A 17,842-nucleotide genomic window follows, 5' to 3' on the forward strand; every position below is an offset into this window, starting at 1 on the left:
ACATACGTTGGTCGTTTAGTTCCCCGGCAGTTGTTACCTGCGTCTCAATTTCGGATCACCGGTCACGGTCCGTCTGTTAAGCTGACGCCGGATAACTGGCACACTTAGCCAGATAACTAATAAGAAAGTGCCTGTTGGACAAAGGCTTACCTTCAAAATTTCGGGACTCGGGCATGGTAGCTATTACCCTCACACCTAAAATCAAGAACCTCGACAAGCTGCTAGCGCACTGTCACCGCCGTCGTTACACGGCAAAGAGCACCATCATCTATGCGGGTGACCGTTGCGAGACGCTCTTCTTCATCATCAAGGGCTCGGTCACCATCCTCATCGAGGATGACGACGGCCGGGAAATGATCATCGCCTATCTCAACTCCGGGGATTTCTTCGGCGAGATGGGGTTGTTCGAAAAGGAAGGAACCGAGAAGGAACGCAGTGCCTGGGTACGGGCCAAGACGGAATGCGAAGTCGCTGAACTCAGCTACGCCAAGTTCCGTGAACTGACCCAGCAGGACCCGGAGATCCTCTACGCCCTGGGCAGCCAGATGGCGGATCGCCTGCGCAACACCACGCGCAAGGTCGGCGACCTGGCATTCCTCGACGTCACCGGTCGTGTCGCTCGTACCCTGCTGGACCTCTGCAAGCAGCCCGACGCCATGACTCACCCGGACGGCATGCAGATCAAGATCACCCGCCAGGAAATCGGTCGCATCGTCGGCTGCTCGCGGGAGATGGTCGGACGCGTACTCAAGAGCCTGGAGGAACAGGGCCTGGTACACGTCAAGGGCAAGACCATGGTGGTATTCGGTACCCGCTGAGACGCGCACATGAAAAAGCCGGCAGGACGCCGGCTTTTCCATGTGCACTTCCATCAGTCAGGATCGACCGCCCGGCTGACCCCGCCACGCTCGGGGAAGAACAGACGGCGCAACTCGGTGCCAGGTTCCTCGGCCCGCATGAACGCCTCGCCCACGAGGAAGCCGAACACCTCGCTCACCTCCATCAGCTCGACGTCGGCGCGATTGAGGATGCCGCTTTCGGTGATCACCAGACGATCGCGCGGAATCCGCGGCAGCAGGTCCAGGGTGGCCTCCAGGCTGACCTCGAAGGTGTGCAGGTTACGGTTGTTGATCCCCACCAGCGGGGTGTCCAGCGTATTCAGCGCACGCTCCAGCTCATCGCCATCGTGCACCTCCACCAGTACATCCAGCCCCACGTCCTTGGCGGTCTTCGCCAGCTCGCCCATCTGCGCATCGGAAAGCGCCGAGACGATCAGCAGCACGCAGTCGGCGCCCAGCGCCCGTGCCTCGACCACCTGGTAGGGGTCGATGAGGAAATCCTTGCGGATCACCGGCAGCGAACAGGCGGCGCGGGCTTCCTGCAGGTAGGCGTCGCCGCCCTGGAAGAAATCGATGTCGGTCAGCACCGATAGGCAGGTCGCACCGCCGTCCTGGTAGCTGCGGGCGATCTGCGCCGGGACGAAATCCTCGCGAATCACCCCTTTGCTCGGCGACGCCTTCTTGATCTCGGCGATCACCGCCGGCTGCTTGCGCGCGACCTGCTCCAGCATGGCGCGGGCAAAGCCACGGGGCGCATCGGCGGCGCGGGCCAGGGCCTCGAGCTCGGAGAAGGGCACGCGCAGGCGGCGCTCGGCGACTTCCTCGGCCTTGCGGGCCAGGATCTTTTCAAGAACGGTTGGGATGCTCACGCTTCATTCTCCACTCGGAACACCGCGGTAAAGGAGGCCAGCTCGTCCAGCTTCTCGCGGGCGAGGCCGGTGTGCAGGGCGTCATGGGCGAGCTGCACGCCTTCCTTGAAGGTGCTCGCGTGGTCCGCCGCATAGAGCGCGGCACCGGCGTTGAGCACGATCATCTCGGCGGCCTTCTGGCCATTCTCGGTCTTGCGCCGCCCCAGCGCGTCGCGGATCAGCTCCAGCGACTGCTGCGGGCTGTCCACGGCGAGGCCAATCAGGCTCTGGCTCTTGATGCCGAAGTCTTCGGGCTGCACCTGGTACTCGGTGACCACGCCGTCCTTCAGCTCGGCGACATGGGTCGGCGCGGCGAGGCTGATCTCGTCCAGGCCGTCCTTCGAATGCACCACCAGGATGTGCTCGCTGCCCAGGCGCTTGAGCACCTCGGCCAGCGGGCGGCACAGCGCCTGGCTGAACACTCCGACCACCTGGTGCTTCACACCGGCCGGATTCGTAAGCGGGCCGAGCATGTTGAACAGGGTGCGCAGGCCCAGCTCGCGGCGCGGGCCGGCGGCGTATTTCATCGCCTTGTGATGGACCTGGGCGAACATGAAGCCGACGCCGACGTGCTGGATGCAGCGCGCCACCTGCTCGGGCTTCAGGTCCAGGTAGATGCCGGCCGCTTCCAGCACGTCGGCGCTGCCGGTCTTGCCGGACACCGCGCGGTTGCCGTGCTTGGCGACCTTGCCGCCTGCCGCGGCGACCACGAAGCTGGCGGCCGAGGAGACGTTGAAGATGTTGGCGCCGTCGCCACCGGTGCCGACCACGTCGACCACCCGCGCCATCGATTCCAGCTCCACGCGGCTGGCCAGCTCGCGCATCACCGAGACCGCCCCGACGATCTCGTCGATGGTCTCGCTCTTCATGCGCATGCCCATGAGGAAGGCACCGATCTGCGCGTCGGTGCACTGCCCGGTCATGATCAGGCGCATCACGTCCTGCATTTCCTCGGTGGTCAGGTCCAGCTGGTTGACCACGCGGTTGAGGGCTTCCTTGATATCCATCTCAGCGCACCCCGCCTTGTTGCTTGAGGAAATTGGCCAACAGCTCGTGGCCTTGCTCGGTGAGTATGGATTCCGGATGGAATTGCACACCCTCGATGTTCAGCGTCTTGTGGCGCAGGCCCATGATCTCGTCCACCGCGCCGTCGGCGTGCTGGGTCCAGGCGGTGATTTCCAGGCACTCCGGAAGCGTCTCGCGCTTCACGATCAGCGAGTGGTAGCGGGTCACGGTCAGCGGGTTGTTCAGCCCTTCGAACACGCCCTGGTCCTCGTGGAACACGGGGCTGGTCTTGCCGTGCATGGCCTGGCGCGCGCGCACCACATCACCGCCGAAGGCCTGGCCGATGCTCTGGTGGCCCAGGCATACGCCAAGAATCGGCAGCTTGCCGGCGAAATGCTTGATCACCTCGAGGGAGACCCCCGCTTCGGTGGGGGTGCAGGGGCCGGGGGAGACCACGATGCGCTCGGGGTTCAGTGCCTCGATCTCGGCGACGGAAAGCTCGTCGTTACGGATCACGTGCACGTCCGCGCCCAGCTCACCGAGGTACTGCACCACGTTGTAGGTAAAAGAGTCGTAGTTGTCGATCATCAGCAACATGGGGCGATCCTCAGGCGTCGGTCTTGGCGGTCTGTTCGGCGAGAGCCACGGCACGGAACATGGCGCGGCGCTTGTTCAGCGTCTCTTCCCATTCCAGTGCCGGAACAGAGTCGGCGACGATCCCCGCGCCCGCCTGCACGTGCAGTTGGCCGTCCTTGATGACCGCCGTGCGGATCGCGATGGCGGTGTCCATGTTGCCGTTCCAGGCCAGGTAGCCCACGGCACCGCCGTAGACGCCACGCTTGACCGGCTCGAGCTGGTCGATGATTTCCATCGCGCGGATCTTCGGCGCCCCGGAGAGCGTGCCGGCCGGCAGGATGGCGCGCAGCGCGTCCATGGCCGAGACGCCTTCCTTCAGTTGCCCGGTGACGTTGGAGACGATGTGCATCACGTTGGAATAGCGCTCGATCACCATCTTCTCGGTGACCTTCACCGAGCCGGTGGAGGACACGCGGCCGACGTCGTTGCGTCCCAGATCGATGAGCATCAGGTGCTCGGCGATCTCCTTGGCGTCGGAGAGCAGGTCCTCCTCCAGCGCCAGGTCGGCCTCCTCGGTGGCGCCACGCGGCCGGGTGCCGGCGATCGGGCGCACGGTGACCAGGCCGTCCTCGACGCGCACCAGCACCTCCGGCGAGCTGCCCACCACGTGGAAGTCGCCGAAGTTGAAGAAGTACATGTAGGGCGTCGGGTTGAAGCAGCGCAGCGCCCGGTACAGGTCGATGGGCGCAGCCTTGAAGTCGATGGTCATGCGCTGGGAGATCACCACCTGCATGCAGTCGCCGGCTAGGATGTATTCCTTGATCTCGCGCACCGCCTGCTCGTAGTCCTCGCGGGTCGAGCTGGAGCGGTAGGGCAGGTCCTCAGTCAACTGCAGCGCCGGGTCCACGCCCAGGCGCGGGGTGATCGGCAGGCGCAGCTTCTCGCGCAGCTCGGCCAGCGCGGCCTGCCCACGTTCGAAGGCGTCGGGCGCGGCCGGGTCGACCAGCACGATGGCGTGAAGCTTGCCCGCCAGGTTGTCGAACACCACCACCGCGTCGGAGACCATCAGCAGGATGTCCGGGGTGCCCAGCGGATCGGGGGTCGGGCAGTTGGCCAGGCGCTTCTCGACATAACGCACGCAGTCATAGCCGAAGTAGCCCACCAGCCCACCGTTGAAGCGCGGCAGCCCGGCGATGGGCGCCACCTGGTAGCGGTCCTTGAAGGCCTCGACGAAGCCCAGCGGGTCCTCGCTCTCCTCACGCTCCACCACCTCGCCATCGACGCTGACGCTGACCTGGTGGCCGTGGGCGCGCAGCACGGTGCGGCTTTGCAGGCCGATGATCGAATAGCGGCCCCACTTCTCGCCGCCCTGCACCGATTCGAGCAGGTAGGAGAAGGGCGTGTCGGCCAGCTTCAGGTAGAGGGAAAGGGGGGTGTCGAAATCCGCCAGCGTTTCGAAGGCGAGCGGGATGCGGTTGTAGCCTTGGGCGGCCAAACGCAGGAATTCATCGCGGGTCATGATCAGCCTCGTGGGCGAGGAGCCCGGAGGCTCCTGGAGAAAAACGTCGGTGTGCGAGCGCGCCGGAGCAGGTATCCGGCCAGAATCGAATCAGGCGCGCCAGCGCCAACGGGCCGCGGCCTTGATGATCTTCATTCCGGCTCGTTCGAGCCAACGCTTGCAGGGAACCAGCACGTTTCTATCTCTGTGAGGCAGATGATCTGGGGAGTCGGGCGACATTAGCGCAGCGCCGTGTGCCGCGCAACCGCCAGGCAGCAGCTCGCGCAGGTCGTCCACCACCAGTGCCGGCTCCTCTTCGCTGATGGGCCGGCCGTGGTTGTAGCCGTAGCTCAGCGCCACGCATTGCACGCCGGCCGCCTTGGCCGCCAGCACGTCGTTGCGCGAGTCGCCGATGAACAACGACTCGCTGCGGCTGGTGCCGGTCATGTGCATCACGTGCAGCAGCGCCGCCGGGTCCGGCTTCTGCTGGGGCAGGGTGTCGCCGGCGATGATCAGCGGGAAGTAGCGCCCGAGCTTCATCTCGTCCAGCAAGGGGGCGACGAAGCGCTCCGGCTTGTTGGTGATCAGCGCCAGCTCGACGCCCTTCTTCTTCAGCCACTTGAGGGTCTCGGCGACGCCCGGGTAGACCACCGTCAGTGAATGGCTGTCGGCATAGGCCTCCATGAAGATCGCCAGCGCCTTCTCGGCATCCTCGTCATGCACGGCGGCATGATCGAGGCCGCCGGCCAGCGCGCGGCGCACCAGAACCCGGGCACCGTTGCCGACCCATTCGCGCACCCGCCCGATGCCCGCGGCCGGTCGGCCGAGGGTCACGAGCATGTGGTCGATGGCGGCGGCGAGGTCGGGGACCGAGTCCACCAGGGTGCCGTCCAGGTCGAACATCACCAGGCGCGGCAGGCGCCCGTCGAACAGCCGCTGCAGGGCGCTCATCAGGCCTGGGCCAGCTCGGCGCGCATGGCGGCGATGACTTCGGCGTAGTCCGGCGTGTTGAAGATGGCCGAGCCGGCGACGAAGGTGTCGGCGCCCGCAGCAGCGATCTCGCGGATGTTCTTCACGTTGACGCCGCCGTCGATCTCCAGGCGGATGTCGCGGCCGGAAGCGTCGATCAGCGCGCGCGCCTCGCGCAGCTTGTCGAGGGTGCCGGGGATGAACTTCTGCCCGCCGAAGCCGGGGTTCACGCTCATCAGCAGGATCATGTCGACCTTGTCCATCACGTACTTCAGCGCATCCAGGCCCGCCGCCGGGTTGAACACCAGGCCGGCCTTGCAGCCGCCATCGCGGATCAGCTGCAGCGAGCGGTCGACGTGCAGGGAAGCGTCCGGGTGGAAGGTGATGTAGGTAGCGCCGGCCTCGATGAAGTCGCCGATGATGCGATCCACCGGGGAGACCATCAGGTGCACGTCGATGGGCGCGGTGACGCCGTACTTGCGCAGTGCCGAGCAGACCATCGGGCCGATGGTCAGGTTGGGCACGTAGTGGTTGTCCATCACGTCGAAGTGGACGATATCGGCGCCAGCGGCGAGCACGTTGTCGACTTCCTCGCCCAGGCGGGCGAAATCGGCGGAAAGGATCGACGGTGCGATGGCGAAGGGTTGCATGACAGACCTCGGAGCAGAATCACGGTGGCGCGGATTGTAGCCTGAGTCCGCTTCCAAGGCTTTGTCATACGTCAGCGATGATCAGCCGACATGCGAACGGGGAGCCTGAACTCCCCGTTCGCACCGCATCAGGCGGTCATTCCGGCATCGAGGTGCGCAGCTTCTCGCTGCGCCCGCGCAGCCATTCCAGCACCAGCAACAGCACCACGGAGAAACCGATCAGCAGGGTCGCCGCCGCCGCGATGGTGGGGCTGAGGTTCTCGCGGATGCCGCTGAACATCTGCCTCGGCAGGGTGGCCTGCTCGGGGCCGGCGAGGAACAGCGTCACCACCACTTCATCGAAAGAGGTGGCGAAGGCGAACAGCGCCCCCGAGATCACCCCCGGCGCGATCAGCGGCAGGGTGACGCGGAAGAACGCGGTCAGCGGCGGCGCGCCCAGGCTGGCGGCGGCGCGCACCAGGTTGTGGTTGAAGCCCTGCAGGGTGGCCGACACGGTGATGATGACGAAGGGCACGCCGAGCACCGCATGCACCAGGATCAGCGACAGGTAGCTGTTGCCGAGGCCCAGCGGGGCGAAGAACAGGTAGCTGGCGACGCCGATGATCACCACCGGCACCACCATCGGCGAGATCAGCAGGCTCATCACCAGCGCCTTGCCGCGGAATTCGCCACGGGTCAGGCCGATGGAGGCCAGGGTGCCGAAGACCATCGCCAGCAAGGTCGCGGCCGGCGCCACGATGATGCTGTTGGTCAGCGCGCGCATCCACTCGGCCGAGCTGAAGAAGTCGGCGTACCAGCGCAGCGAGAACCCTTGCAGCGGGTAGACCAGGAAGGTGCCCGAGTTGAACGACAGCGGGATGATCACCAGCACCGGCAGGATCAGGAACAGCAGCACCAGGCCGCAGAGGATGCGCAGGGTGTAGAACCACAGGCGCTCGACCGGGGACATGTAGGGACTCAGCATTTCTTATCTCCTCAACCCAGGCGCAGGCGGCCGGCGCCCACCAGCCAGCTGTAGACGACGTAGAGCACCATGGTGGCGAGCAGCAGCATGCCGCCCAGGGCCGTGGCCATGCCCCAGTTGATGGTGGTGTTGGTGAAGAAGGCGACGAAGTAGCTGACCATCTGGTCGTTCGGGCTGCCCAGCAGCGCCGGGGTGATGTAGTAGCCGATGGACAGGATGAACACCAGCAGGCAGCCCGCGCCGACACCGGCCACGGTCTGCGGGAAGTACACCCGCCAGAAGCTGGCGAAGGGGTGGCAGCCGAGGGAGATCGCCGCACGCATGTAGGTGGGCGAGATGCCCTTCATCACGCTGTAGATCGGCAGGATCATGAACGGCAGCATGATGTGCACCATCGCCACGTAAACGCCGGTGCGGTTGAACACCAGCTGCAGCGGCTGGTCGATCAGGCCCAGCTTGAGCAGCGCGCCGTTGATCAGGCCACCGGATTGCAACAGCACGATCCACGCCGCCACGCGCACCAGGATCGAGGTCCAGAACGGCAACAGCACCAGGATCATCAGCAGGTTGCTCTTGCGCGTCGGCAGGTTGGCCAGCAGGTAGGCCAGCGGGTAGGCCAGCACCAGGCAGATCAGGGTGATCACCGCGCCCATCCAGAAGGTGCGGGTGAAGATGTCCAGGTAGATGGCCTGGTCCGGCGTCGCCGGGGCGACTTCGCCGAGGTCGTCGATGCGATGGTCGACGGCCGCCAGCAGGTAATAGGGGGTCAGGCTCGATGCGTTGCGGCGGATCGCCTGCCAGTAGGCCGGGTCGCCCCAGCGCTCGTCGAGGCCTTCCATCGCGTCCTTGTAGGAAGCGGGGGTCTCCTTGAACGGCAAGGCGCGGGCGGTCTTGGCCATCAGGCTGCGGTAGCCGGCCAGCTCCATGTTCAGGCGCTTGGAAAGATCGCCGATGGTCTGGTTCTTGCGCGCGGCAGCGAGGTCCTCGGCCAGGGCCTTGTAGGCCGGCTCATCGGGCAGCGCCTTGCCGTCCCAGGCGGTGATCGCCTCGACGGTACGCGGCAGCGCGCCGACCACCTCGGGGTTGCTCACGCTCTTGTAGAGCAGGGTGCCGATGGGGACCAGGAAAGTCAGCAGGAGGAACAGCAGCAGCGGCAGGATCAGGGCCTGGGACTTCAGGCGGTTGACCCGCTCGGCACGCGCGAGGCGTTGCTTGAGGGTCGGGCCGGCGACGAGGGTGGCCATGGCGAACTCCGGTGGATCTCTGGGTACTCCCCTCCCCCGCGAGGAGGAGGGGATGTGCTGGGTGGCCGGTTACTTGGCGGCCCAGGAGTTGAAGCGTTGCTCCAGCTGCTCGCCGTAGTCGGCCCAGAAGGTCACGTTCATGGCGACCTGGTCCTTGATGTTCTCAGGCGTGGTCGGCATGTCCTTGAGCAGGCCCTTGTCCAGCAGCGGCACCGCCTGCTTGTTGGCCGGACCGTAGGCGATGTTCTCGGAGTAGATCTTCTGCTGCTCGGGCTTGACCGAGAAGGCGATGAACTTCAGTGCGGCTTCCTGATCCTTGGCGCCTTTCGGGATGGCCCAGGCGTCGAAGTCATAGATGCCGCCGGTCCACACCACCTTCAGGTTGCTCTCCTTCTGCACGGCGGCGATGCGGCCGTTGTAGGCGGAGCTCATGACCACGTCGCCCGAGGCGAGGAACTGCGGCGGCTGGGCGCCGGCTTCCCACCACTGGATGCTCGGCTTGATCTGGTCGAGCTTCTTGAATGCGCGGTCCTGGCCTTCCTTGGTGGCGAGCACGGTGTAGACGTCCTTGGGCGCGACGCCGTCGGCCATCAGGGCGAATTCCAGGGTGTACTTGGCGCCCTTGCGCAGGCCGCGCTTGCCCGGGAACTTGCTGGTGTCCCAGAAATCGGCCCAGCTGGCGGGCGCGGTCTTCAGCTTGTCGGCGTTGTAGGCCAGCACGGTGGACCAGACGAAGAAGCCGACGCCGCAGGGCTGGATGGCCCCGGGAACGAAGTCCTCGACCTTGCCGAACTGGGCCGGGTCCAGCTCCTCGAACAGGCCCTCGTCGCAGCCGCGGGACAGCTCGGGGGATTCGACCTCCACCAGGTTCCAGGAAACGCTGCCGGTATCGACCATGGCTTTCACCTTGGCCATCTCGCCGTTGTACTCGCCGGCGATGATCTTGTTGCTGGTGGACGCCTGGAAGGGTTCGTAGAACGCCTTCACCTGGGCGTTCTTGTTCGCGCCGCCGAATGAAACGACGGTCAGGTCGGCTGCCATGGCCTGTGCGGCGCATGCCAGCCCCAACGCAAGGGCAGTGAGCTTCAAGGATTTGGACATTGTTGTTTTCTCCATAGTGCTGGGTGGGTAATGCCGGGGTGCCGCCGCGTCGTCAGTCCGCTATCAGCGGGTCCAGTGCGCGCACGTGCTCCACTTGCCAACCGAGGGACACCACGTCGCCTACCGCCAATGCGGGGTCGAGCTCGGCAATGGGTTGCTTGACGAAGAAGTCGGGCTTGCCACAGACCTCCATGCGGATGCGCACGTGGTCGCCCAGGTAGACGAACTCCTCGACGCGGCCGGAGAAACGGTTCGCGCAGCTCTCGCTGCCGCCGTTCAGGCGTATCCGCTCGGGACGGATCGACAGGGTCACCGGCTCGCCCGGCTGGCCGACGTTGACCGCCAGCGCCTCGACCTTCTCGCCACGGGCCAGGCTGACCACGCAGCGCTCGCCGTCACGGCTGACCAACTGGCCGTTGAGCCGGTTGTTCTCGCCGATGAAGTTGGCCACGAAGGTGTTGCTGGGGGACTCGTAGAGCTCGCGCGGGGGGGCGATCTGCTGGATCTCGCCCTGGTGGAACACGGCCACGCGGTCGGACATGGTCAGCGCTTCGCCCTGGTCGTGGGTCACGTACACCACCGTCACGCCCAGGCGCTGGTGGATGTGCTTGATCTCCATCTGCATGTGCTCGCGCAGCTGCTTGTCGAGCGCGCCCAGCGGCTCGTCCATCAGCACCAGCTGCGGCTCGAACACCAGGGCACGGGCCAGGGCCACGCGCTGCTGCTGGCCGCCGGAGAGCTGCGCCGGGTAGCGGTTGCGGAAGCTGTCGAGCTGGACCATGGACAGCGCACGCTTCACGCGCTCGCTGATATCGGTCTTGTTCATGCCGCGCACGGTGAGCGGGAAGGCCAGGTTCTCGGCCACCGTCATGTGCGGGAACAGGGCGTAGTTCTGGAACACCATGCCGATGTCGCGCTTGTGCGGCGGCACGTTGTTGATGGAACGCCCGGCCAGGAGGATCTCGCCATTGGTCGGGGTCTCGAACCCGGCGAGCATCATCAGGCTGGTGGTCTTGCCGGAGCCGGAGGGGCCCAGCAGGGTCAGGAACTCGCCTTTGCGAATGTCCAGGTTGAGGTCTTTGACGATGAGCGACTCGCCGTCGTAGCTCTTCTGCACGCCACGGAAGCTGACCAGTACATCGTTCGCCGGAATGGAGGCCATCACCGCACCTTTTTGATTTTTGTTTATGCCGTCCCCAGAGACTAGAGAAGCCGGCAAGCCACGCAAATCGGGCGCTATGAGAGATTGCTATAAGGCCGTCGGAGGATCGCGTGTAGGGCGAGCCCTACAATTCCCAGCGACCCGATCAGGTATTCAGACCAGCTTGTGCTCCACCGCGTACTTGACCAGGTCGGCCACCGAATGGGCGCCGAGCTTCTGCATCAGCCGCGCCTTGTGGGTGCTCACCGTCTTGCCGCTGACGGCCAGGTGCTGGGCGATCTCGTTGACACCCTCGCCCTTCACCAGGCGCTCGAACACCGAGAATTCACGTTCGGAAAGCAACGCGTGGGGCGGGCGCGAATCGGTCAGGCCGACCTCGAAGACCATGCGATCGGCCAGCTCCGGGTCGATGTAGCGCCCGCCGGAGGCGACCTTGCGGATCGCCGTCAGCAACAGGGCGGGGTCGCTGTCCTTGGTGGCGTAGCCGGCGGCGCCGATCTTCAGTGCGCGCGCCGCCATCTGCACCTCGTCGTGCATCGACAGCACCAGCACCGCCGGCGGGCTGGTCAGCGCACGGATGCGCGGAATGGCTTCAAGGCCGTTGACGCCGGGCATGGAGATATCCAGCAGCACCACCTCGCAGGGCGTCTGGCGCAGGGTTTCGAGCAACTGCTCGCCGTTGCTCGCCTCGCCCACCACGCAGAGGTCCTTGGCCAGGCCGATCAACTGCTTGATGCCCTCGCGGACGATGGTGTGGTCTTCGGCCACCAGTACTCGGATCACGCGTTCTTCTCCTTGTCCAAAGCGATGCGCACCACCAGCGTGGTGCCCTCTCCCGGCGCGCTGTCGATCGACAGCGCGCCGCCCAGCATCAGCACCCGTTCGCGCATGCCCACCAGGCCGAACGAGGCCCCGGGGCGGCAGGCCTGCGGGTCGAAGCCCGCGCCATCGTCGCTGATGATCAATTGCAGGTCGTCGCCATCGCGCTCCAGCGCCACCTCGACGCTGTGGGCCCGGGCGTGGCGCAGCACATTGGTCAGCGCCTCCTGGAGGATGCGGAACAGGCCGATGGCCTTGGCGTCCGACAGTTGCGGCAGCGAGTCCGGCACCCGCACCAGGCAGGGAATGCCGCTGCGCGCCTCGAAGCGCCGCGCCTGCCATTCGATGGCCGAGGCGATGCCGGCGTCGAGGATCGGTGGGCGCAGCGCCGTGGCCACGTCGCGCACCAGCTGGAACAGCTGGGCGATCAGGCGCTTCATGCTGTTCAGCCGCTCGCCGAGGCCGGGGTCCAGCTCGCCGTAGGCCAGTTCGCACATGGAGGTCTCCAGCTTGAGCACGGTGAGCACCTGACCCAGTTCGTCGTGCACCTCGCGGGCGATACGTGCCTTCTCCTCTTCCCGCACGCTTTCCAGGTGCGCGGAGAGATCACGCAGCTGGGCGCGGGAGGCGGCCAGTTCGAGCTCGGTCTGCTTGTTGTCGGTGATGTCCCAGACCACGCCGTCCCAGGTGGCCCGCCCGTCCTCGAAGAGGCGCGCGCTGGCCTTGATGTCGGCCCAGCGCAACTGGCCGTCGCGGGTGAGGATGCGGCCCTGCCAGTGCCAGTCGCGGTCGGCATCGAGGGCGGCCATCTGGCTGGCCCAGTAGCCGTCGCCATCGTCCGGGTGCACCAGGCCGCGGATGCCGCGACCGGTCTCCAGCAGCTCACGGGCGCCATAGCCCACCAGGGCCTCGCTGCCGGCGCCGATGAAGGCGAAGTCGGCATCTTCGCCGGCACGCGGGCGTTCGAGGCGGAAGACCAGCCCCGGCACGTTGGAGGCGATGCCCTTGAGGCGTGCCTCGCTCTCCTCCAGCGCGGCGTGGGCACGGCGCCGCTCGGTGACATCGGTGAGGAACACCACCAGGTATTCCGAGGTGCCGAAGCGCAGGAAGCTGAGCGACACATCGGCGGGCATCTCGCTGCCGTCGGCGCGACGGCAGGCGGTCTCGAACGCCTGGGCGCTCTCGTCGTGGTTGCGCGCACGGCGCCAGAGGCTGAGCCAGCGGTCCATGTCCAGCTGCGGCTGGATGTGCGCCAGGGGGCGATCGGTGAGACCGCCGGCCGCGTAGCCCAGCATCTGTTCCACCGCGCGGTTGGCGTAGCGCACGTGGCTGTCCCAGTTGACCCAGAGGATGCCCACGGTGCTGTGGTCGATGGAGAACTGGGTCAGGCGCAGCGCCTCTTCCGCCGCCTCGCGCAGCTGGATGGCATGGCGCGCCTCGAGCAGGCGCTTCTCCAGCGCACGCTGCTGGCGACGCAGCCAGTAGATGATCGCCGCCGCGCTGAGCAGCAGCACGCCGAAGAGCAGGGCGAGGTTCTGCCAGAAGCCGGGCGACTCGCCGATGCGCGGGTATTTCGGCTGCAGCCAGCGCTCGTGGAGCTGGTCCAGGTCCTTCGGCGGGATGGTGCGCAGGGCGGCGTCCACCGCCGTGGAGAGCTGCGGCCAGTCGCGCCGCGTGGCGACCCGCAGCAGTTGGGGGAAGCCTATGTCGCCGACCACCGCAAGGCCGGAGAACTCCTGTTCGCGCGACAGCCGGCTGAGCTGCGCCTCGTCGATCACCGCGTACTTCACCTGCTGTTCCAGCACCGCGCGCAAGGCCTGGCGCTCACTGCCGACCGGCTGTACCAGGACGCCGGAATAGGTGGCGCGCAGGTAGTCCGCCACCGCGCTGGGCGAGCGCACCGCGACCGGCTCGTCGCTGCCGAGCTTCTCGATATCCACGGCGCCGCCGTTGCCCCGCTCGCCCACCACCAGTTGCGGCACGCGCATGTAGGGATCGGAAAACAGCCACAGGCGCAGGCCCGCGGGGGTCTGGCTGAGGCCGGGTGCGAGGTCGATCTGGCCGGTACGCAGGGCGTTCTCCAGCTCGGCGTTGTCGGCGAAGGTGCGCCAGACCAGGGGCACGCCGAGCGCCGTGGCGACCCAGTCGAGCAGCTCGACGTTGACCCCGGACAGCTGCTGCAGGCGCCGGTCCAGCTGAGCGTAGGGCGCCTGCAGGACGACACCGGCGCGCAGCTGGGGGTGCTGGTCCAGCCACTGGCGCAGGGCCGGGTCCAGCGCGACGGGGGCGGGCGCGGGGGCTGCGGCCAGGGAGGCGGCGAGGCAGCAGGCGAGAAGGAAGAGACACAACGAACGAATCATGCAGGAGACACCGCACAGCCCAGGCTGCCGAGAACGAAGCCGACGTACCTTACTCCAGCAGCCCCACCGAGGCGAAGGTGCGCCTGACAAATACCGGCCCAGCCATTAGGCTGCCTGCCTATGGCCACCCCGTGGAATCCTCAGATGCTCCGAGCCCCTCGCCCGACACTCGCCGCCCTTTGCCTCGCCCTGTTGCTGCCGGCCGTCGCCTGGGGTGAAGACCCGCCGGCCGCGGGCGAGGACGGGAGCGCCCCTGCACAAACCCCGGTGGAGCGCGCGCCCCTGGAGGAGCGCAGCCAGGAGGACGCCACCGCCCTCGAACGCCAGCTGCCGGAGAAGGAACAGCAGCAACTGAAGGCCGGCGAAGACAGTTTCCTCGCCCTGTGGAAACCGGCCAACGTGGCCGAGCCCAGCGGCGTGGTTATCCTGCTGCCCGGCGATGGCGAGAGCGCCGACTGGCCGCGGGCGATCGCCCCGTTGCGCAGCAAACTGCCGGACATCGGCTGGCACAGCCTCAGCCTGACCCTGCCCGACCCCAGGGGCAATGAGCCGCCGCCCCGTCCGGTCGAGCAGGCCGAGCCGCCCGCCGCCGGCGACGCGAAAACCGAGAAGGCCGACCCGGCCACCCCGCCCCCGACGCCCGAGCAGGCGGGCAGCGCCGAGCCCTCCACCGACCCGGGCCGGCCCGTTCTCAGCGCCGAGGAGGAGCGCAAGGCACAGGCCACGCGGATCGCGGAACGCATCCAGGCGGCCATCGTGTTCGTCAACCAGCAGAGCCCGAAGACCATCGTCCTGCTGGGCCACGGCAGTGGCGCTTACTGGGCGGTGCAGGCGCTGAGCGATTCGTCTTCCAGCGGCATCGACAACCTGGTGCTGGTGGAGGCCGAAGTCCCCCCCGGCTACGGCCCGCCACTGGAAGAGTCGGCGCCCAAGCTCAAGCAGGCGATCGGCGATTTCTTCTACCAGGACAAGCCGCTGGACAGCGCCGCCGCCCTCAAGCGCCTGCAGGCGAGCAAGCGCGACAAGCACCCGGCCTATGTGCAGGTGGGCCTGAAGTCCCTGCCCAATCGCGACGCGGACCAGGAGCAGTTGTTCCGGCGGGTGCGCGGCTGGCTGGACGCCCATCTGCAGGCTCCGGGCAAGCGGGCGCCGGCGGCCGCACCGGCGCCCATCATCCCGCAGTCGCCCGGTATCTGACTCAGCGGAAACCGTGACGCTCGCGGATCAGGCTGTAGGCGTGGTGCAGCTCGCGGGTCTTCTCGGTGGCCTCGCGCACCCGCTGCGGGCTGGCCCCCGCACCGGCCAGCTTGTCCGGATGGTTCTGGCTGATGAGGCGGCGGTAGGCGCGCTTGATCGCCGCCGGCTCGCTGTTGGCGTTCACGCCCAGAAGCGACAACGCATCCTGGTAGGCACTGCCACGCCGCACCGGCGCGCCGCCGGGCACATCGAAGCCGGCGCACAGCGCTTCCACCTGGTCCGCCGGCCAATCCAGCCACTTGCCCCAGAGCAGGATCAGCTCGCGCTCGCGCTGCCCCACCCGGCCATCCGCCGCCGCCATCTGCCAGCAACTGCGCAACAGCGCCTCGCCTTGCGCACGCTGGTAGCGCAAGCCTCGCAGGGGCCCACGCAGCTCCACCTGCTCGGCCTTGCCGCGGGTGAACGCGGCGATGGCACGACGCTGCCCGGCGTCGTCCAGCCCCAGGCGGCGCATCTCGGCACGCGCCTGCTGGATATGCAGCTCCAGCACCCGGCCCTCGCTCTTGGCCAGGCGGCCCAGCATGAGGAACAGCAGGTCCTCGTGTGCGACGGCACCACTGCGCCGTAGCCGATCGCGCAGGCTGGCCCAGGAATCCAGCTTCAGCCGCCGATCCACCACCTGGCCGAGCAGGCCGCCGAGCAGCGCACCGGGAATGCTGGCGATGAACAGGCCGGCGATGACGCCAAGCAGCGTGACGGGCCAGAACATCTCAGCGCCCCGCCTCGATCAGGCGCTCGACTTCCGCCAGGCGCTCGTGGGTGCCGACATCCACCCAGCGTCCGGCGAAATGCTCGCCGCTGACACGCCCCTCCCCCATTGCACGGCGCAGCAACGGCGCCAGCTTGAAGGCGCCGGCGCTGCAACCGTCGAAAAGCGCGGGATGGAGCACGGCGATGCCGCTGTAGGTGAACCCGGGCTCGCCAGGCACGCCGTCGCTGACCATGCCCCCGGCCAGCCGGAAATCACCGCCCGGATGATGGCTGGGGTTATCCACCAGCACCAGGTGGGCGAGGCCCTGCAACGGGTGATCGCGCAGGGCGCCGAAATCGTAGTCGGTCCAGATGTCGCCGTTGACCACCAGGAAGGGCTCGTCGCCCAGCAGCGGCAATGCGCGGTGGATGCCCCCTCCGGTTTCCAGCGGCTCGCCCTCGGGGGAATAACGGATGCTGACGCCGAAGCGCTCGCCGCTGCCCAGGTGATCCTCGATCTGCTGGCCGAGCCAGGCATGGTTGATCACCAACTCACTGAACCCCGCAGCGGCGAGGGCGCGGATATGGAACTCGATCAGCGGGGTGCCGCCGGCACGAACCAGGGGCTTGGGGGTGTGCAGCGTCAGCGGGCGCATGCGCTCGCCCTTTCCCGCCGCGAGGATCATCGCCCTCATGCGGGCACCGTTTCGGCTTGTGGCAGGGAGGCGAGCAGCGCCTTGAGGTCGGCCAGTTCGGGGCGACGCGCGAGCACCGCCTCTATATAGGAGAAGAAGCGCGGCACATCGCCCAGGTACTTGGGCTTGCCGTCGCGGTGGCAGATGCGCGCGAAGATGCCGATGACCTTGAGGTGGCGCTGCACGCCCATCAGGTCGCTGGCACGGAGGAAGTCGTCGAACTGCGGCTGTACCGGGACGCCCGCTTCGCGGGCCAGGTTCCAGTAGCGCTCCAGCCAGTTGCGCACGCGCACCTCGGGCCAGCTGAGGAAGGCGTCCTTGAACAGGCTGGTGACGTCGTAGGTGACCGGGCCGTAGACCGCGTCCTGGAAATCCAGCACGCCGGGATTGGGCGTGCTGAGCATCAGGTTGCGCGGCATGTAGTCGCGGTGCACCAGCACGCGGGGCTGGGCGAGCGCGCTGGCGACCAGCAGATCGCAGGTCCGCTCCCAGGCCGCCAGCTGCTCGCCGGCCAGTTCGATACCCAGGTGACGCGTGAGATACCAGTCGGGGAAGAGCTGCAGCTCGCGGCGTAGCAGCGCGTCGTCATAGGCGGGCATCGGTGCGTCGAGACTGCGCTGCTGCAGGGCCAGCAGTGCCTGGAAGGCATCCTCGAACAGCGCATCGGCATTTTCGGCGTCGATCACTTCCAGGTAGGTCTGGCGCCCGAGGTCATCGAGCAACAGGAAGCCCTGCTCAAGGTCCGCCGCGAGGATCCGCGGCACATGGACACCGGCCTCGGCGAGCATGCCCGCGACCTTGACGAAGGGGCGGCAGTCTTCCTGGGGCGGCGGGGCATCCATCAGGATCAGGCTGCGGCCCTGTGCCTGCCAGCGGAAATAACGGCGGAAACTCGCGTCGCTGCTGGCCGGCAGCAGCTCCGCCGGCGGCACGTCACCCCAGCCTTCCGTGTGGAATAGAAGGGGCAGTTGCTGGTCCAGCCAGGCGCTAAGTTGTTGAAGGCGTACATCTTCATGGGGCATTACAAGGGTCTCCGACGGCGCTAGCCGTTGCGCGGGTCATGCTTTATTATCCAGCATCTTTTTCAGCCCATCGAGAGGCGTGC

17 protein-coding genes are annotated in these 17,842 nt (G+C 67.0%); 2 read left to right on the top strand and 15 right to left on the bottom strand.

Going from position 1 to position 17,842, the window contains the following annotated elements; genetic code table 11:
- Positions 1 to 173: 173 nt before the first annotated feature.
- Positions 174 to 818 (top strand): cAMP-activated global transcriptional regulator CRP, encoded by a 645-nt coding sequence (crp, locus tag WFQ67_RS26430; protein WP_021221613.1) that lies wholly within the window; start codon positions 174 to 176, stop codon positions 816 to 818.
- Positions 819 to 871: 53 nt separating this feature from the next.
- On the opposite strand, the gene trpC is transcribed toward crp, so the two are convergent.
- The 12 genes from trpC to WFQ67_RS26490 all read right to left on the bottom strand — a co-directional run bounded on the left by trpC (position 872) and on the right by WFQ67_RS26490 (position 14,095).
- On the bottom strand, positions 872 to 1,708 hold the full coding sequence (gene trpC / locus WFQ67_RS26435; protein ID WP_173179828.1) for an indole-3-glycerol phosphate synthase TrpC: 837 nt from the start codon (positions 1,706 to 1,708) through the stop codon (positions 872 to 874).
- On the bottom strand, positions 1,705 to 2,754 hold the full coding sequence (trpD, locus tag WFQ67_RS26440) for an anthranilate phosphoribosyltransferase (RefSeq protein ID WP_213628194.1): 1,050 nt from the start codon (positions 2,752 to 2,754) through the stop codon (positions 1,705 to 1,707). The genes trpC and trpD overlap by 4 nt, the downstream gene beginning before the upstream one ends.
- A gap of 1 nt (position 2,755) precedes the next feature.
- The gene (locus WFQ67_RS26445; protein ID WP_173179824.1) at positions 2,756 to 3,349 is read right to left on the bottom strand and encodes an aminodeoxychorismate/anthranilate synthase component II; all 594 of its coding nucleotides are present in this window, start codon (positions 3,347 to 3,349) and stop codon (positions 2,756 to 2,758) included.
- Positions 3,350 to 3,359: 10 nt separating this feature from the next.
- A complete protein-coding gene (gene trpE / locus WFQ67_RS26450; RefSeq protein WP_337058638.1) occupies positions 3,360 to 4,847 on the bottom strand; it encodes an anthranilate synthase component I in 1,488 nt (495 codons plus the stop codon).
- 90 nt (positions 4,848 to 4,937) lie between these two features.
- The gene (locus tag WFQ67_RS26455) at positions 4,938 to 5,777 is read right to left on the bottom strand and encodes a phosphoglycolate phosphatase (protein ID WP_213628192.1); all 840 of its coding nucleotides are present in this window, start codon (positions 5,775 to 5,777) and stop codon (positions 4,938 to 4,940) included.
- Entirely contained in the window at positions 5,777 to 6,445 is a 669-nt protein-coding gene (rpe, locus tag WFQ67_RS26460; protein WP_173179818.1) for a ribulose-phosphate 3-epimerase, read from the bottom strand. The genes WFQ67_RS26455 and rpe overlap by 1 nt, the downstream gene beginning before the upstream one ends.
- A 136-nt stretch (positions 6,446 to 6,581) precedes the next feature.
- Positions 6,582 to 7,409: an ABC transporter permease gene (locus WFQ67_RS26465; protein WP_337058639.1), complete on the bottom strand. Its 828-nt coding sequence runs from the start codon at positions 7,407 to 7,409 to the stop codon at positions 6,582 to 6,584.
- A gap of 11 nt (positions 7,410 to 7,420) precedes the next feature.
- On the bottom strand, positions 7,421 to 8,653 hold the full coding sequence (locus WFQ67_RS26470) for an ABC transporter permease (RefSeq protein WP_213628191.1): 1,233 nt from the start codon (positions 8,651 to 8,653) through the stop codon (positions 7,421 to 7,423).
- Between the two features lie 69 nt (positions 8,654 to 8,722).
- Positions 8,723 to 9,754 (bottom strand): ABC transporter substrate-binding protein, encoded by a 1,032-nt coding sequence (locus tag WFQ67_RS26475; protein ID WP_337058640.1) that lies wholly within the window; start codon positions 9,752 to 9,754, stop codon positions 8,723 to 8,725.
- 52 nt (positions 9,755 to 9,806) lie between these two features.
- Positions 9,807 to 10,916, bottom strand: a complete 1,110-nt coding sequence (locus tag WFQ67_RS26480; protein WP_173179814.1) for an ABC transporter ATP-binding protein — start codon at positions 10,914 to 10,916, stop codon at positions 9,807 to 9,809.
- Between the two features lie 153 nt (positions 10,917 to 11,069).
- Positions 11,070 to 11,699 (bottom strand): response regulator, encoded by a 630-nt coding sequence (locus tag WFQ67_RS26485; RefSeq protein ID WP_173179812.1) that lies wholly within the window; start codon positions 11,697 to 11,699, stop codon positions 11,070 to 11,072.
- Complete coding sequence (locus WFQ67_RS26490) at positions 11,696 to 14,095, bottom strand: PAS domain-containing sensor histidine kinase (protein WP_337058641.1); 2,400 nt, start codon at positions 14,093 to 14,095, stop codon at positions 11,696 to 11,698. Before WFQ67_RS26490 ends, WFQ67_RS26485 begins: the two co-directional genes overlap by 4 nt.
- A gap of 144 nt (positions 14,096 to 14,239) precedes the next feature.
- On the opposite strand from WFQ67_RS26490, the gene WFQ67_RS26495 reads away from it, so the two are divergent.
- Complete coding sequence (locus WFQ67_RS26495; protein ID WP_337058642.1) at positions 14,240 to 15,292, top strand: alpha/beta hydrolase family protein; 1,053 nt, start codon at positions 14,240 to 14,242, stop codon at positions 15,290 to 15,292.
- 1 nt (position 15,293) lies between these two features.
- On the opposite strand, the gene WFQ67_RS26500 is transcribed toward WFQ67_RS26495, so the two are convergent.
- The 3 genes from WFQ67_RS26500 to WFQ67_RS26510 are packed head-to-tail and all read right to left on the bottom strand — an operon-like array spanning position 15,294 to position 17,759.
- Positions 15,294 to 16,061, bottom strand: coding sequence for a TerB family tellurite resistance protein (locus WFQ67_RS26500; RefSeq protein ID WP_213628187.1), 768 nt, complete (start codon positions 16,059 to 16,061; stop codon positions 15,294 to 15,296).
- Position 16,062: 1 nt separating this feature from the next.
- On the bottom strand, positions 16,063 to 16,737 hold the full coding sequence (murU, locus tag WFQ67_RS26505; RefSeq protein ID WP_337058643.1) for an N-acetylmuramate alpha-1-phosphate uridylyltransferase MurU: 675 nt from the start codon (positions 16,735 to 16,737) through the stop codon (positions 16,063 to 16,065).
- A complete protein-coding gene (locus WFQ67_RS26510) occupies positions 16,734 to 17,759 on the bottom strand; it encodes an aminoglycoside phosphotransferase family protein (RefSeq protein WP_337058644.1) in 1,026 nt (341 codons plus the stop codon). Before WFQ67_RS26510 ends, murU begins: the two co-directional genes overlap by 4 nt.
- Between the last annotated feature and the right edge of the window lie 83 nt (positions 17,760 to 17,842).

The organism is Pseudomonas sp. USHLN015 (assembly GCF_037153275.1).
Taxonomy (GTDB): domain Bacteria; phylum Pseudomonadota; class Gammaproteobacteria; order Pseudomonadales; family Pseudomonadaceae; genus Metapseudomonas; species Metapseudomonas tohonis.

Coding starts and splice junctions, on each gene's coding strand:
- crp (WP_021221613.1), top strand. CDS start 174: ATGGTAGCTATTACCCTCACACCTAAAATCAAGAACCTCGACAAGCTG.
- trpD (WP_213628194.1), bottom strand. CDS start 2,754: ATGGATATCAAGGAAGCCCTCAACCGCGTGGTCAACCAGCTGGACCTG.
- WFQ67_RS26445 (WP_173179824.1), bottom strand. CDS start 3,349: ATGTTGCTGATGATCGACAACTACGACTCTTTTACCTACAACGTGGTG.
- trpE (WP_337058638.1), bottom strand. CDS start 4,847: ATGACCCGCGATGAATTCCTGCGTTTGGCCGCCCAAGGCTACAACCGC.
- WFQ67_RS26455 (WP_213628192.1), bottom strand. CDS start 5,777: ATGAGCGCCCTGCAGCGGCTGTTCGACGGGCGCCTGCCGCGCCTGGTG.
- rpe (WP_173179818.1), bottom strand. CDS start 6,445: ATGCAACCCTTCGCCATCGCACCGTCGATCCTTTCCGCCGATTTCGCC.
- WFQ67_RS26465 (WP_337058639.1), bottom strand. CDS start 7,409: ATGCTGAGTCCCTACATGTCCCCGGTCGAGCGCCTGTGGTTCTACACC.
- WFQ67_RS26470 (WP_213628191.1), bottom strand. CDS start 8,653: ATGGCCACCCTCGTCGCCGGCCCGACCCTCAAGCAACGCCTCGCGCGT.
- WFQ67_RS26475 (WP_337058640.1), bottom strand. CDS start 9,754: ATGTCCAAATCCTTGAAGCTCACTGCCCTTGCGTTGGGGCTGGCATGC.
- WFQ67_RS26480 (WP_173179814.1), bottom strand. CDS start 10,916: ATGGCCTCCATTCCGGCGAACGATGTACTGGTCAGCTTCCGTGGCGTG.
- WFQ67_RS26490 (WP_337058641.1), bottom strand. CDS start 14,095: ATGATTCGTTCGTTGTGTCTCTTCCTTCTCGCCTGCTGCCTCGCCGCC.
- WFQ67_RS26495 (WP_337058642.1), top strand. CDS start 14,240: ATGCTCCGAGCCCCTCGCCCGACACTCGCCGCCCTTTGCCTCGCCCTG.
- WFQ67_RS26500 (WP_213628187.1), bottom strand. CDS start 16,061: ATGTTCTGGCCCGTCACGCTGCTTGGCGTCATCGCCGGCCTGTTCATC.
- murU (WP_337058643.1), bottom strand. CDS start 16,737: ATGAGGGCGATGATCCTCGCGGCGGGAAAGGGCGAGCGCATGCGCCCG.
- WFQ67_RS26510 (WP_337058644.1), bottom strand. CDS start 17,759: ATGCCCCATGAAGATGTACGCCTTCAACAACTTAGCGCCTGGCTGGAC.